Genomic DNA, 13,789 nt, shown 5'->3' with positions numbered 1-13,789 from the left:
CGCCACGATCCGCCCCGTGGTCGATGACACGCAGCATCGACCGCGACACACAAGCACTGCGACCACGGAGTTTTCATGCTGAACACGCGCAACACCCTCATCGCCGCCGCCATCCTCGCCCTGGGCGCCAGTGCCTGGGCGCAAGGCAGCACCAACGGCGCGCTCAAGCAACCGGCCCCACCGGTCCCGGCCAGCGCACCCGGCGCCATGCCTTCCACCCCTGCGCCCGCTGCCATGCCGGCCGCCACCCCGCCGGCCGCCGACAAGATGGCGACCAAGCCGGCCGTGAAGAAGGCCGAGAAGAAGCACGCCAAGGCCACGAAGAAAGACCACAAGATGAAGAAGACCACCCACAAGCCGGCCGCCAAACCCGCGCAGTAAACCCCTCCGTTTTCAGACGGCCGGCTGGACGGGCCCGTGCCGTTTGCCCCCTTGGCGGACCTCCGGGTCCGCCTTTTTTATGCGCCGTCGCGCTCGGGTAATCGCGACGGGCCCCGCCTTTACCGCAACATGGCGGCACACCCCTGCCCGCACCCCATGCCCTCGCCCCACTGGCCCCGCCCCTCCCTCGCCACCCTGGACCGCTGGCGGTCCTGGCCTTGGCGCTGGCTGTTCAGCCTCGCGAGCCTGGCCCTGCTCGCGCTGGCGCTGTGGTGGCTGCACCGCGAACTGGCCCACCTGCGCCCCGCCGATGTGCGCCACGCCATCGCGGCCCTGCCCGCCTCGGCCCTGCTCGCGGCGCTGGCGGCCACCGCCATCAGCTACATCGCCCTGGCGGGACAGGACGCCCTGGCCCTGCGCCTGATCGGGCGGTCGCTGCCGGCGCCTCGCGTGGCCGCCACCGCCTTCATGGCCACCGCCGTCGGGCACAACCTGGGCTTCGCCCTGGTCAGCGGGGGCGCGGTGCGCCTGCGCCTGTATGGCGCCTGGGGCCTGTCGGCCGCCGAAGTCGCCACCGTCATGGGGCTCGGCGCCGCGGGGCTGGCGATGGGCCTGCTGTTCTGCGGCGGGTTCGCGCTGGCCCTGGAGCCCCCCAGCCTGCTGGCCGCCCTGGGCCTGCCGGCGGCCCTGGGCCATGGGACGGGCCTGCTGCTGGCCGCCCTGCCCCTGGCCGGTCTGGCCTGGCTCGCCCGCGCCCGGCCCGGCCAGGCCCTGCCCTGGTGGCCCTACCCCCGGCCGCGGCCCGCGGCCGGCCTGGCCTCGCTCACCCTGGCCGTGATCGACCTGTCGGCCGCCTCCCTGGTGCTGTGGAGCCTGCTGCCCGCGGGCACGGTGGGCTGGCCGACCTTCCTGGGCCTGTTCGTGCTGGCCGCCCTAGTGGGCATCGTCAGCCACGTGCCCGGCGGGCTGGGCGTGTTCGAAGCGGTGCTGATCGCCGGCCTGCCGCAGGCGAACGCGCAGGACCTGCTGGCCGCGGCCCTCGCCTACCGCGCCATCTACTACCTGCTGCCTCTGGCGCTGACGGCGCTGATCGCCAGCGCCATGCTGCTGCGCGCCCACGGGCGGCGCTGGTGGCGCCTGGCGCGGCGCGCGCAGCCCGCGGTCACCTGGGTCGCGCCCTGGGTGGGCAGCGCCATGGTCTTCGCCGCTGGCGCGGTGCTGCTGGTCTCCGGCAGCCTGCCGGCGCGCGGCGAGCGCTTGCACTGGCTCGGTGGCGTGCTGCCACTGCCGTTGCTGGAGGTTTCGCACCTCGCGGGCAGCCTCATCGGCCTGGCGCTGCTGGTGCTGTCGCAGGCGCTGCTGCGCCGCATCGCGGCCGCGCACCGCCTGGCGGTGCTGCTGCTGCTCGCGGGCGCGGCGGCGTCGCTGGTGAAGGGCCTGGACGTGGAGGAATCCGCCATCGCGCTGCTGACAGCGGGTGTGCTGTACGCGGGACGCGCGGCCTTCAACCGCCCCGCGCGGCTGGAACCCACCGACCTGGGCCCCGCGGCGTGGCTGGGCATCGGCGCGGTGGTGCTGGCCAGCGCCTGGGTCGGCCTGTTCAGCTACCGGCACGTGGAGTACCGCAACGAACTCTGGTGGCATGTCGCGCTGCACGGCAACGCGCCCCGCTACCTGCGCGCCACCCTGCTGGTGTCGGTGGCCTGCGCCACGCTGGCGCTGTGGCAGGCGGTGCGGCCCCGGCCGCCGGGCAGCGCCGAGCCCACGGCCGGCGGCCTGAAAACGGCCCAGCGCCTGGTGGCCGAGGCCCCTCGCACCGATGCCGCCCTGGTGCTGCTGGGCGACAAGCGCCTGCTGATCGACCCGGAGGGCCTGGCCTTTGTGATGTACCAGGTGCAAGGCGGCAGCTGGATCGCCATGGGCGACCCCGTGGGTGCCGCGCCCGAGGGCGACCGTCTGGCCTGGCAGCTTTTGGAAATGGCCGACCGCCACGGCGCGCGCGCGGCGTTCTACCAGGTCGAGACGCACCGACTGCCGCTCTACCTGGACATGGGCCTGGCCGCCACCAAGCTGGGTGAGGAAGCGATCGTGCCGCTGGCCGGCTTCAGCCTGGAGGGCGCGGCGCGCGCCAACCTGCGGCGCGCCCACCGCAAGGCCGAGCGCGAGGGCCTGCGCTATGAGGTGATCGACGCGTCGGCGGTGGACGCCGCGTTGCCGCGCCTGCGGGCCGTGTCGCAGGCCTGGCTGCAGGGCAAGACCACCCGCGAGAAGGGCTTCTCGCTGGGGCGTTTCGACGAGGCCTACCTGCGGCACTTCCCCCACGCCCTGGTGTGGCGCAGCGATGAGCTGGTGGCCTTCGCCAACCTGTGGACCGGCGACGGCCGCACGGAACTGTCCATCGATCTCATGCGCCACCTGCCCACGGCGCCCGGTGGCGTGATGGACTACCTCTTCGTGGAGACCATGCGCTGGGGTGCAGCGCGCGGCTTTCAACGCTTCAACCTGGGCATGGCGCCACTGGCCGGGCTGGAAACGCACCCGCTGGCGCCGCTGTGGCACCGCGTGGGCACCACCCTGTTCCACAACGGCGAGCACTTCTACAACTTTCAGGGCCTGCGCGCCTACAAGGCCAAATTCGACCCGGTCTGGCAGCCCCGCTACCTGGCCGCGCCCGGGGGCCTGGCCCTGCCGGGTGTGCTGTTCGACCTGGCCTCGCTCATCGGCGGCGGCTGGCGCGGCATCGTCGCTCGCTGACGCCCGCCCGCTCGGCGGCCCCTTCGTTGCATACGAAATCTGCGGGCCGCGGCCGGTAGCCGGCCCGCAACCTCCCGCGTCCATGATTTTTTCCACGCCGGCACCGTGGCAATCCCGCCGCCGCGCCGGCCCCAACGACTGGAGAAGTTCATGCAACAGAACCCCTTGCCATCGTCGGTGACCGGTATCGATTCGCTGATCCACGCGGCCGGCCACCACCGCCCGCTCGCGCCCGGCGCGACCACCACCAACCTCGTGCCGCTGCTCGACGACGTGCGCGACGCCATGGTGGCCATTTACTGCGACCACGACGCGCAGGCCGCGCACCGCATCGAGCACGCCCGCTCGCTGCTGCGCGATCAGGCGGGCGCCTCGATGGCGGCCTGGTCCCTGCTGGAAGAAGCGGCCTTTCACCTGCGGCTGCACCACCCCTGGTCCGCGCTGTCGGCCCTGCGCCAGGCCGGTGACGCGCTGCTGATGGCGCGACTGGACGGAGGCCGAGCATGAACAAGCCCCTGATGAGCGCGCGCTACCTTCGCCACCGCCTGTTGCCGCTGGTGACGGCCATGCTGGTGTCGGGCGCCGTGGGCGGCCTGGCCGTGGGCTGGGGCCTCTCGCGCCACGGCACCCAGGCCCCCCTACCCATCACTGCCACCACCACGCCGACCGCTTTCCTGCGCACCGCCGCCTCGGTGGCGGCGCCCGCCAGCGGCCCGGTCGACTTCGCCACCATCGCGCAGGCCAATGGCGCGGCGGTGGTCAACATCTCGGTCAGCGGCACGCGCCGCGTCGGCCTGACGGGCGACGGCGCACCGCGCCAGGGCGCCAATCCCTTCGGCTTTCCCTTCCCCTTCCCCGACGGAAGCGGCGAAGCCCCGCGCAAGGACATCGTGCGCGGCCAGGGCTCAGGCTTCATCGTCGACAAGGACGGCCTGGTGCTGACCAATGCGCACGTGGTGGACGGCGCCTCGCACGTCACGGTGAAGCTGCCCGACCGGCGCGAGTTCCAGGCCCGCGTGCTCGGCACCGACCCCATGACCGACGTGGCCGTGCTCAAGATCGAGGCCAAGAACCTGCCCACCGTGCCACTCGGCACCGAAAAGGACCTGCGTGTGGGCGACTGGGTGCTGGCCATTGGCTCGCCCTACGGCTTCGAGAACACCGCCACCGTGGGCGTGGTCAGCGCCAAGGGCCGCTCGCTGCCTGACGAAAGCTACGTGCCCTTCATCCAGACCGACGCGGCGATCAACCCCGGCAACTCCGGCGGCCCGCTGTTCAACGCGCGCGGCCAGGTGGTCGGCATCAACTCCCAGATCTTCAGCCACACCGGCGGCTACCAGGGCCTGTCCTTCTCCATCCCGATCGACGTCGCCTTGAAGGTGAAGGACCAGATCGTGAAGAGCGGCCAGGCGCAGCACGCGCGCCTGGGCGTGGCGGCGCAGGAAGTGAACCAGACACTGGCCGAATCCTTCGGACTGGACGCGCCGCGCGGCGCGCTGGTGGCGCAGGTGGAGCCCGGCAGCCCCGCCGACAAGGCCGGCCTGCGCTCGGGCGACGTGATCCTGCGCGTGGGCAAGGAGCCAGTGGACCGCATCGCGGACCTGCCGCTGCTGGTGGGCCAGGCGCAGCCCGGCGAGCGCGTGGACATCGGCTACTGGCGCGACGGGCGCGAGGCCCAGACCTCGGTCGAGTTGGCGAGCGCCAGCGACGACCGCGCGGGCGCGGCCAAGACCGCTTCGGCCGCGGGCAGCGAGCACAAGCTGGGCCTCATGCTGCGGCCCCTGAGCGAGCCCGAGCGGCGCGCCAGCGGCACCCGCCAGGGCCTGCTGATCGAGGACGTGACGGGCGCCGCGGAACTCGCGGGCGTGCAGGCCGGCGACCTGCTCATCGGCATCAACGGCAAGCCCGTGAGCACGGTGGCCCAGGTCAAGGCCGAGGCGCGCGAGGCCAAACAGGCCATCGCGCTGCAGCTCCTGCGCGACGGCAACACGCTGTTCGTTCCCCTGCGCGTGGGTTGAACGCCGCAGGCCTCAGGCCCGAAGCACCCGGCGGTGGCCCGTTAAGCGAGCCACCGCTTTCTTCTTTTATAGGACTTGATGTCCTTGAAGCTCTTGCGTTCGCCGCCGCCCATGCCGAGGTAGAACTCCTTGACGTCCTCGTTGTTGCGCAGCTCGGGCGCGGGCCCGTCCATGACGATGCGCCCGCTCTCCATGATGTAGCCGTAGTCGGCGTAGCGCAGCGCCATGTTGGTGTTCTGCTCGGCCAGCAGGAAGGTCACGCGCTCCTTGTGGTTGAGGTCCTTCACGATCTCGAAGACCTCCTCGACGATCTGCGGCGCCAGGCCCATGCTGGGCTCGTCGAGCAGCACCACGCTGGGGTTGGCCATGAGCGCGCGCCCGATGGCGCACATCTGCTGCTCGCCGCCGCTGGTGTAGGCGGCCTGGCTGGTGCGCCGCGTCTTCAGGCGCGGGAAGTAGGCGTAGACCTTCTCCAGGTTGCGCGCGACCTCGGCGCGGTCCTTGCGGGTGTAGGAGCCGGTCATGAGGTTTTCCTCGATGGTGAGGTGCGCGAAGCAGTGGCGCCCCTCCATGACCTGCACCACGCCGCGCTGCACGAGGTCGGCCGGCGAGAGGTTCTCGATGCGCTCGCCGCGCAGCTCGATGCTGCCCTTGGTGACCTCGCCGCGCTCGCCTTTGAGCAGGTTGGAGACGGCGCGCAGCGTGGTGGTCTTGCCCGCGCCGTTGCCGCCCAGGATGGCCGCGATCTGGCCCTCGCGCACGCTCAGCGAGACGCCTTTGAGCACCAGGATCACGTGGTTGTAGATGACCTCGATGCCGTTGACGTTGAGGACGACCGGCGCGACCTGGGCGGCGGGCGCGCTCATGACGCGCAGTCGGCCGCGGCGCGGCGCGTCAGCTTCTTGTCGGCCACGTACTTGTCGGCGGCGGCCTTGAGCAGCGGGTTCATGATGGCGGGATCGGCCTGCAGCCAGTCCGAACTCACGTCCCAGGTTTTGCCGTTCCAGGTATAGGCGCGAGCGGAAGACGGGCCCATGTGGTCCTTGCAGCTCGTCGCCACCGGCCGCATCACATCGTCCAGGCCGAGCTCGCGCAGGCGCTTCTGGTCGATGTCGAGGTTCTCGTAGCCCCAGCGCGCCTGCGCCGCCGTCATCACCTGGCCCTTGCCGAACTTCTCCTGCGCGCGGCGCACGCCCTCAACGGCAAACATCGCGTTCATCAGGCCGCGCATGTACAGCGCCGAACCCACCTCGTCCTTCGGACCCGCGCCTTCGTTCTTGGCGTGCAGCGTGGCCAGCACTTCCTTGGCGATCTTCGAGTCGAAGCCCGGACCCGGCAGGATCAGCACCGCGCTGTAGCCTTCGGCACCGGCCACGCCCTTCACGTCGGAGTCCGAACCCGAAGGCCAGACGCCCACGATGCGGTTGCGCGGGAAACCGGTGGCGTGCGCTTCCTTCAGCGCGGTGGAGTTCATCACGCCCCAGCCCCACAGCAGCACATAGTCGGGGCGACCCTGGCGGATCTGAAGCCAGGGCGCCTTCTGGTCCACGCCGGGGTGCGGCACCGGAATGTTGGTGAGCTCGAATCCGTGCTGCTTGGCGCGCGCCGTCAGCACCGGGATCGCTTCCTTGCCATACGGGCTGTCGTGGTACAGCAGCGTGATCTTCTTGCCCTTGAGCTTGTCCATGCCGCCGAGCTTGTGGCCCACGAACTGGATCTGCGTGTCCGCCGACGCCCAGTGCGAACCCGCGATCGGGAAGCTCCACTTGAACACCTCGCCGTCGGCGCTCTCGCTCAGGCCATAGGCCGGCGTGAGGATCGGGATGCCATCGGCCGCGCCACGCTCGGTGAGCGCGAAGGTGATGCCCGTGGACATGGTCTGGAACACCGTGGCGCCGCCGTTCTTGCCTTTCAGCCGCTCGTAGCACTCCACGCCGCGGTCGGTGGCGTAGCCGGTCTCGCATTCTTCCCAGGCCACGCGCACGCCGTTGATGCCGCCCTTGGCATTGACCAGCTTGAAGTAGTCCACGAAGCCGTTGGCCCAGGGCGCACCGCTGGGCGCGTAGGGCCCTGTGCGAAAGGTCAGCAGCGGGAAGAACTGCTCCTTCGCCTGCGCGAAGCCGGCCGTGGTGGTGGTGGCGAGCACGAGGGCCGCGGAAGCGACGATCAGGGCGCGCGTTGTTTTCATCATCTCTGTCTCCTGTGGGTTATCGGTTCGGGGCGAATCGGCCGTTGTCGTGCACTCTCCCGCTGCCTGTCAGTGAGGGAACGGCCAGGTCCTCATCTTTTGTTTGCCCAGTGCCCACAGGCGGCCCAGTCCGTGCGGTTCCACAATGAGGAACCAGACGATCAGGGCGCCGAAGACCATGGCTTCGGCGTGGGCGACGCCCGTGGTGCTGATGGACACGCCCACAAGCGCGCCCAGCACCGGAAGGAACTGGTTGAGAAAAATCGGCAGCAGCACGATGAAGGCCGCGCCGAAGAAGGCGCCGACGATGGAGCCCAGGCCGCCGATGATGATCATGAACAGCAGCTGGAACGAACGCTCTACGCCGAAGGCGGCGGGCTCCCAGGCGCCCAGGTGCACGAAGGCCCACAGGCCACCGGCCACGCCGATGATGAAGCTGGAGACCGCAAAGGCGGTGAGCTTGGCGTACATCGGGCGGATGCCGATGACCGCCGCGGCCACGTCCATGTCGCGGATGGCCATCCACTCGCGGCCGATGGCGCTGCGCACCAGGTTCTTCGCGAGCCAGGCAAACACCACCACGAAGCCCAGGCAGAACAGGTACTTCTCCACCGGCGTATCGATCGACCAACCCATCAGCTGCAGGTTCGACACGGACACCGAACCGGAAGGCGAGTCGTTGGTGAACCACTTCACGCGCAGGAACATCCAGTCGGCGAAGAACTGCGCGGCCAGCGTGGCGACGGCGAGGTACAAGCCCTTGACACGCAGGCTGGGCAGGCCGAACAGCACACCGAACACCGTGGCACACAGACCGCCAATGAGCAGGGCCACGACCAGGGGCATGCCATCGAAACGCACGAGGCTGTTGTAGGCCATGTAGGCGCCCATCGCCATGAAGGCACCCGAGCCCATGCTGATCTGGCCGCAGTAGCCCACCAGGATGTTCACCCCGATGGCCGCGAGCGCAAGGATCAGGAAGGGCACGAGAATCGCCCGCAACAGGTAATCGCTCGCGAGCGCCGGCACCACCAGGCAAACGATCGCCAGCAGGGCCAGAACGAGCCACCGGTCCTGGTCGATGGGGAAGATCTGCTGGTCGGCGCGGTAGGAGGTCTTGAACTGACCGTTTTCGCGATAGAACATGGTCAGCTCCTCAGACGCGATCGATGATCTTCTCGCCGAACAACCCTTGGGGTCGGAAGAGAAGGAAGACGAGGGCGAGCACGTAGGCGAACCAGATCTCGATGCCGCCGCCGACGAAGGGGCCGAGGTAGACCTCGGAGAGCTTCTCGCCCACGCCGATGATGAGTCCGCCGATGATGGCGCCGGGCACGGAGGTCAGCCCGCCGAGGATGACCACGGGCAGCGCGCGCAGCGCCAGGGTGGTGAGCGAGAACTGCACGCCCAGCTTGGAGCCCCAGATGATGCCGGCGACCAGCGCGGTGACACCGGCGACGAACCACACGATGACCCAGATGCGGTTGAGCGCGATGCCGATGGACTGGGCGGCCTGGTGGTCGTCGGCCACCGCGCGCAGCGCGCGCCCGGTGCTGGTCTTCTGGAAGAACAGGCTGAGCGCGCCCACCAGCAGCGCGGCGATGCAGGCGGCGTAGACGTCCTCCAGGTTGATGAGCACGCCGCCGGGGAAGGTGCTCTCCATGAGGAAGACCGGGTCCTTGGGCATGCCCACGTTGATGGCGTAGATGTTCGAGCCGAACAGGGTCTGGCCCAGGCCGTCGAGGAAGTAGGTGATGCCCAGGGTGGCCATGAGCAGCGTCACGCCTTCCTGGTTGACCAGGTGGCGCAGCACGAGGCGCTCGATCAGCCAGGCCACCACCCACATCAGCGCGGCGGCCAGCACGAAGGCGATGGCGTTGGCCAGCACGAGGCTTTCGATGCCGATCCACTGCGGCACCCAGGTCGAGAAGCGCGCCATTGCCAGCGCGGCGAACAGCACCATCGCGCCCTGCGCGAAGTTGAACACCCCCGAGGCCTTGAAGATCAGCACGAAGCCCAGCGCCACCAGGGAGTACAGCATGCCGGCCATGAGGCCGCCGAAGAGCGATTCGAGGAAGAAGGCCATGGCTACATCTGCTCCATCAGTGGCTCGTGCCGAGGTAGGCGCGGATGACCTCCTCGTTGGTGCGCACCTCTTCGGGGGTGCCGTCGCCGATCTTCTTGCCGTAGTCGAGCACCACCACGCGATCGGAGATGTCCATCACCACCCCCATGTCGTGCTCGATCAGCACGATGGTGGTGCCGAACTCGTCGTTGACGTCCAGGATGAAGCGGCTCATGTCCTGCTTCTCCTCCAGGTTCATGCCCGCCATGGGCTCGTCGAGCAGCAGCACCTGCGGCTCCATGGCCAGCGCGCGGCCCAGGTCCACGCGCTTTTGCAGCCCGTAGGGCAGCGTGCCCACCGGCGTCTTGCGATAGGCCTGGATCTCCAGGAAGTCGATGATGTTCTCGACGAAGGCGCGGTGCTGCTCCTCCTCCTGCTGCGCCGAGCCCAGCCACTTCAGGCCCGCGAACGGGTGGCGAAACGCCTGCGCGAGCAAGCCGCTTCTCACGCGCAGGTTGCGCCCGCTCATGAGGTTGTCGATCACGCTCATGCCCTTGAACAGCGCCAGGTTCTGGAAGGTGCGCGCGATCCCCATCTCGGCCACCTGGCGGCTGTTCATGTGCCGGAAGGTCTGGCCCCGAAAGCTGATCGAGCCCTCCTGCGGCTGGTACACCCCGTTGATGCAGTTGAGCATGGAGCTCTTGCCCGCGCCGTTGGGCCCGATGATGGCGCGCACCTCGTGCTCTCGCACGTCGAAGCTGATGTCGGTCAGTGCCTTGACCCCGCCAAAGCGCAGGCTGATGTTCTTCACATCCAGGATCACCTCGCCGATCTTCTTGGCGCCCGCGCTGGCGGCCGCGCCCCCGGCGCTGCCCGACTCACCCGTTTGGTCCATGTCGATCTGCCTCATGCCGCATCCTTCACCGGTGCGAAGGTCTTGGCGTCTCGGATCTGCAGCGTGGCGCTGACCGAGCCCGTGCGACCGTCCTCGAACTTGACCTGCGTCTGGATGAACTGCTCGCGCTTGCCCGCGTACAGCGCCTCCACCAGCGCCTGGTACTTCTCGCCAATGAAGCCGCGGCGCACCTTGTTCGTGCGCGTGAGCTCGCCGTCGTCGGCGTCGAGCTCCTTGTGCAGCACCAGAAAGCGGCTGATCTGGCTGCCCGCCAGCCGCTCGTCTTGGCTCAAGTCGGCGTTGACCTGCTCCACGCACTGCGCGATGAGCTCGTAGACCTCGGGCTTGGCCGCCAGGTCGGTGTAGCCCGCGTACGGCAGGTTGCGCCGCTCGGCCCAGTTGCCCACGGCCTCGAAGTCGATGTTGACCATCACGCACACGCGATCTCGCCCGTCGCCAAAGGCCACCGCCTCCTTGATGTGCGAGAAGAACTTGAGCTTGTTCTCCACGTACTTGGGCGCGAACATGGCGCCGTCGTGCGCGCCCCCGCTCAGGCGACCCACGTCCTTGACCCGGTCGATGATCTTCAGGTGCCCCGCCGCGTCGATGAAGCCCGCGTCGCTGGTGTGGTACCAGCCCTCGGCGTCCAGCACCTCGGCCGTGGCCTGCGGGTTCTTGTGGTACTCCTTGAGCAGCCCGGGCGAGCGCACCAGGATCTCGCCCGTCTCGCTGAGCTTGATCTGCACGCCCTCGCAGGGCACCCCCACCGTGTCGGCCCGGGCCTCGTGGTCGGGCTGCAGGCACACGAAGACGGCCGTCTCCGTGGAGCCATAGAGCTGCTTCAGGTTCACCCCGATGCTGCGGTAGAAGCTGAAGAGGTCCGGCCCGATGGCTTCGCCCGCGGTGTAGGCCACGCGCACGCGGCTCAAGCCCAGGTTGTTGCGCAGCGGGCCGTAGACCAGCCAGTCGCCCAGGCGGTACTTCAGCCGCTCCCACGCGCCCACGGGCTTGCCGTCCATGAGGTCGGGGCCCACGCGGCGCGCCAGCCCCATGGCGCTGTGAAAGAGCCAGCGCTTGAGCGCGCCCGCGTCTTCCATGCGAATCATCACGCTGGTCAGCAGCCCCTCGAACACCCGCGGCGGCGCGAAGTAGTAGGTCGGCCCCACCTCCTTCATGTCGATGCTCACCGTGCCGCTGCTCTCCGGGCAGTTGACCACGTAGCCGCTGACCAGCCACTGCGCGTAGGAGAAGATGTTCTGCCCGATCCACGCCGGCGGCAGGTAGGCCAGCACCTCGTCGCCGGGCCCCAGCTTGTCAAAGCGCGCGCCAGCCCCCGCGCGGTCGAGCAGGCTGCGGTGCAGGTGCACCACCCCCTTGGGGTTGCCCGTCGTGCCGCTGGTGAAAAACATCGCCGCCACGTCATCGGGGCGGCCCTCATCGACCTGCTCGTCGAAGAAGCCAGGGTGCGCCCGATCGAACGCCTCGCCCGCGCGCACCAGCGCGTCCAGACTCTGCAGCCCCGCCTGCTCGTAGTTCCTCAGTCCGCGCGGGTCGTCGTACCAGATGCGCGTGAGCTGCGGGCACTGCCCCCGGATCTCCAGCATCTTGTCCACCTGCTCCTGGTCTTCCACCACGCACAGCCGAACCTCGGCGTTGTTGATCGGAAAGACACACTCGCCCGCCACCGCGTCCTGGTACAGCGGCACCGCGATCGCCCCCAGCGACTGCGCCGCCAGCATCGTCGCGTACAGCCTCGGGCGGTTCGCCCCTATCACCACCAGGTGCTCGCCACGGCGCAAACCCGCCTCGTGCAGTCCGCACGCCAGACCCCTCACCAGCCGCAGCATCTCGCCCCAGCTCGTCGTCTGCCAGATCCCGTACGCCTTCTCTCGCATCGCGGGTCGGTTGGGGTGTCGGGCGGCCTGCTGTTTCAGCTGGCGGGGGAAAGTGGTGTCCACGGAAAGGCTTTCTCAGAGAGGCACGTGTTGTTGGCGCGCGGCCAGGAAGCGGTCCTTGAGCTGGCGGTCGCTGGAGCCCGCCACCACGCCTTCGCCGTAGGACCAGTGCTCGAGGCCCAGCGGCACCCCCAGGCTCACGGCCTCGCACAGGCGCTGCACGGCCAGGCGGCCGTGACCGAAGCGCATGCTGCGTTCCAGCAAGGCGAGCGCGATGCGCTGGCTCTGCTCGCGTTGCACGGGCGAGGCACCGGGCGCGGCGCCGCGGCGGACCTGGCGCTTGAGCGAGCGCAACTGCTGGCGCCCGCCACGCGCGGGCGGCGAAGGCGGCGACGGTCTCATGCCGGTCCGTCCCCGGCCACCTCGACCGGCTTGTCGATCACGTACACCACGCCATTGAGCAGCGCGACGTGCGCGTCGTCGCGCGCGCGCGAAACCCGCACCTGGTAAGTGCCGATCTTTCGCGAGCGCGCCACCTCGGTGGCGTGCGCGATCAGCCACTCGCCCTCTTCCACCGCGGTGGAGATGCTCATCTGGGAGTCGACCAGCGTGGCAATGCTGCCGTACGTGTTGCAAGCCAGGCCGAGCGCCATGTCGCCGAGCGAGAAGATCGCGCCACCATGGCACCGCTTGTTGAAGTTGATGTGCATGCGCTGCACGCGCATGCGCAGCTTCACTTCACCGGGCGCGGCGTACAGCAGCTGCATGCCCATGGCCTGGCCGAAGCCATCGGCGCCCAGGCAGCGCGTGACCAGGGCCCGGGCCTGTTGCGCGCCACCGGGGGCGTGGCGCAGGCCGCGCTGCGGTCGCTGCTCCAGCCATTCCACCAGCGCGTCCATGCCCTCGCCGGACGGCGCGGACACCTTCTTCACCACCGGCGTCCATTCGGCGTGGCGGCGCAGGCCGATCATGGCGTTCAGGTCGGACTCGGTGCGGCGCGCGTCGGGCAGGTCGGCCTTGGTGACGACAAAGATGTCGGCGATTTCAAGAACGCCGGCCTTGATGGCCTGCACGTCGTCGCCCAGGCCCGGCGGGCAGGCCACGACCCGCGTGTCGGCGTAGCGCGTGATCTCCACCTCGGACTGGCCCGCGCCCACCGTCTCGACGATCACCACGTCGAAGCCAGCGGCGTCGAAGACGTCGATCACGTCGCCGGCCGCGGCGGCCAGGCCACCCAGGTGGCCGCGCGAGGCGAGCGAACGGATGAAGACGCCCTCGTCGGACTGGCGCTCGCCCATGCGGATGCGGTCGCCGAGCACGGCGCCGCCGGTGAAGGGGCTGGACGGATCGACCGCCACCACGGCCACGGTGCGACCGCGCTGGCGCAGGCCCACGATGAGCGCGGACACCAGCGTGGACTTGCCCGCGCCCGGTGGCCCGGTGACGCCGATGACATGCGCGCGGCCGGTGCGCCCAGCCACCGCCTGGCGCACGTCGTGCGCGCGCTCGTCGTTGCTTTCCAGGCTGCTGATGGCCCGCGCGAGGGTCAGGCGATCGCCGCAGGCGATGCGTTCGCTGAGGGTATTGATCAAG

General features: G+C 69.6%; 12 protein-coding genes. 4 read left to right on the top strand and 8 right to left on the bottom strand.

The window, feature by feature from the left end; all coding sequences use genetic code 11:
• The first annotated feature begins 75 nt into the window (after positions 1-75).
• The 4 genes from SOM08_RS03650 to SOM08_RS03635 all read left to right on the top strand — a co-directional run bounded on the left by SOM08_RS03650 (position 76) and on the right by SOM08_RS03635 (position 5,153).
• Positions 76-381 (top strand): hypothetical protein, encoded by a 306-nt coding sequence (locus SOM08_RS03650; RefSeq protein WP_322470079.1) that lies wholly within the window; start codon positions 76-78, stop codon positions 379-381.
• Positions 382-537: 156 nt separating this feature from the next.
• A complete protein-coding gene (gene mprF / locus SOM08_RS03645) occupies positions 538-3,135 on the top strand; it encodes a bifunctional lysylphosphatidylglycerol flippase/synthetase MprF (protein WP_322470078.1) in 2,598 nt (865 codons plus the stop codon).
• Between the two features lie 150 nt (positions 3,136-3,285).
• Positions 3,286-3,642, top strand: coding sequence for a hypothetical protein (locus SOM08_RS03640; protein WP_070401110.1), 357 nt, complete (start codon positions 3,286-3,288; stop codon positions 3,640-3,642).
• Positions 3,639-5,153, top strand: a complete 1,515-nt coding sequence (locus tag SOM08_RS03635; RefSeq protein ID WP_245980878.1) for a Do family serine endopeptidase — start codon at positions 3,639-3,641, stop codon at positions 5,151-5,153. Before SOM08_RS03640 ends, SOM08_RS03635 begins: the two co-directional genes overlap by 4 nt.
• A 41-nt stretch (positions 5,154-5,194) precedes the next feature.
• On the opposite strand, the gene SOM08_RS03630 is transcribed toward SOM08_RS03635, so the two are convergent.
• The 8 genes from SOM08_RS03630 to meaB form a co-directional block, all read right to left on the bottom strand.
• Entirely contained in the window at positions 5,195-6,019 is an 825-nt protein-coding gene (locus SOM08_RS03630) for an ABC transporter ATP-binding protein (protein ID WP_322470077.1), read from the bottom strand.
• A complete protein-coding gene (locus tag SOM08_RS03625) occupies positions 6,016-7,341 on the bottom strand; it encodes an ABC transporter substrate-binding protein (RefSeq protein ID WP_116961072.1) in 1,326 nt (441 codons plus the stop codon). The genes SOM08_RS03630 and SOM08_RS03625 overlap by 4 nt, the downstream gene beginning before the upstream one ends.
• 69 nt (positions 7,342-7,410) lie before the next feature.
• Positions 7,411-8,487, bottom strand: coding sequence for a branched-chain amino acid ABC transporter permease (locus SOM08_RS03620; protein ID WP_322470076.1), 1,077 nt, complete (start codon positions 8,485-8,487; stop codon positions 7,411-7,413).
• A 10-nt stretch (positions 8,488-8,497) separates the two neighbouring features.
• Positions 8,498-9,427 (bottom strand): branched-chain amino acid ABC transporter permease, encoded by a 930-nt coding sequence (locus SOM08_RS03615; protein ID WP_116961066.1) that lies wholly within the window; start codon positions 9,425-9,427, stop codon positions 8,498-8,500.
• Between the two features lie 16 nt (positions 9,428-9,443).
• Positions 9,444-10,301, bottom strand: coding sequence for an ABC transporter ATP-binding protein (locus SOM08_RS03610; protein WP_116961067.1), 858 nt, complete (start codon positions 10,299-10,301; stop codon positions 9,444-9,446).
• Positions 10,302-10,312: 11 nt separating this feature from the next.
• The gene (locus SOM08_RS03605) at positions 10,313-12,259 is read right to left on the bottom strand and encodes an AMP-dependent synthetase/ligase (RefSeq protein WP_322470075.1); all 1,947 of its coding nucleotides are present in this window, start codon (positions 12,257-12,259) and stop codon (positions 10,313-10,315) included.
• 12 nt (positions 12,260-12,271) lie between these two features.
• Positions 12,272-12,598, bottom strand: a complete 327-nt coding sequence (locus SOM08_RS03600) for a hypothetical protein (RefSeq protein WP_147326208.1) — start codon at positions 12,596-12,598, stop codon at positions 12,272-12,274.
• Positions 12,595-13,788, bottom strand: coding sequence for a methylmalonyl Co-A mutase-associated GTPase MeaB (meaB, locus tag SOM08_RS03595; RefSeq protein WP_220377556.1), 1,194 nt, complete (start codon positions 13,786-13,788; stop codon positions 12,595-12,597). Before meaB ends, SOM08_RS03600 begins: the two co-directional genes overlap by 4 nt.
• Between the last annotated feature and the right edge of the window lies 1 nt (position 13,789).

The organism is Hydrogenophaga sp. SNF1, assembly GCF_034421675.1.
GTDB lineage: Bacteria > Pseudomonadota > Gammaproteobacteria > Burkholderiales > Burkholderiaceae_C > Hydrogenophaga > Hydrogenophaga borbori.
The sequence above is the reverse complement of the archived record's forward strand: the minus strand, read 5'-3'. Positions and strand labels throughout refer to the sequence as shown.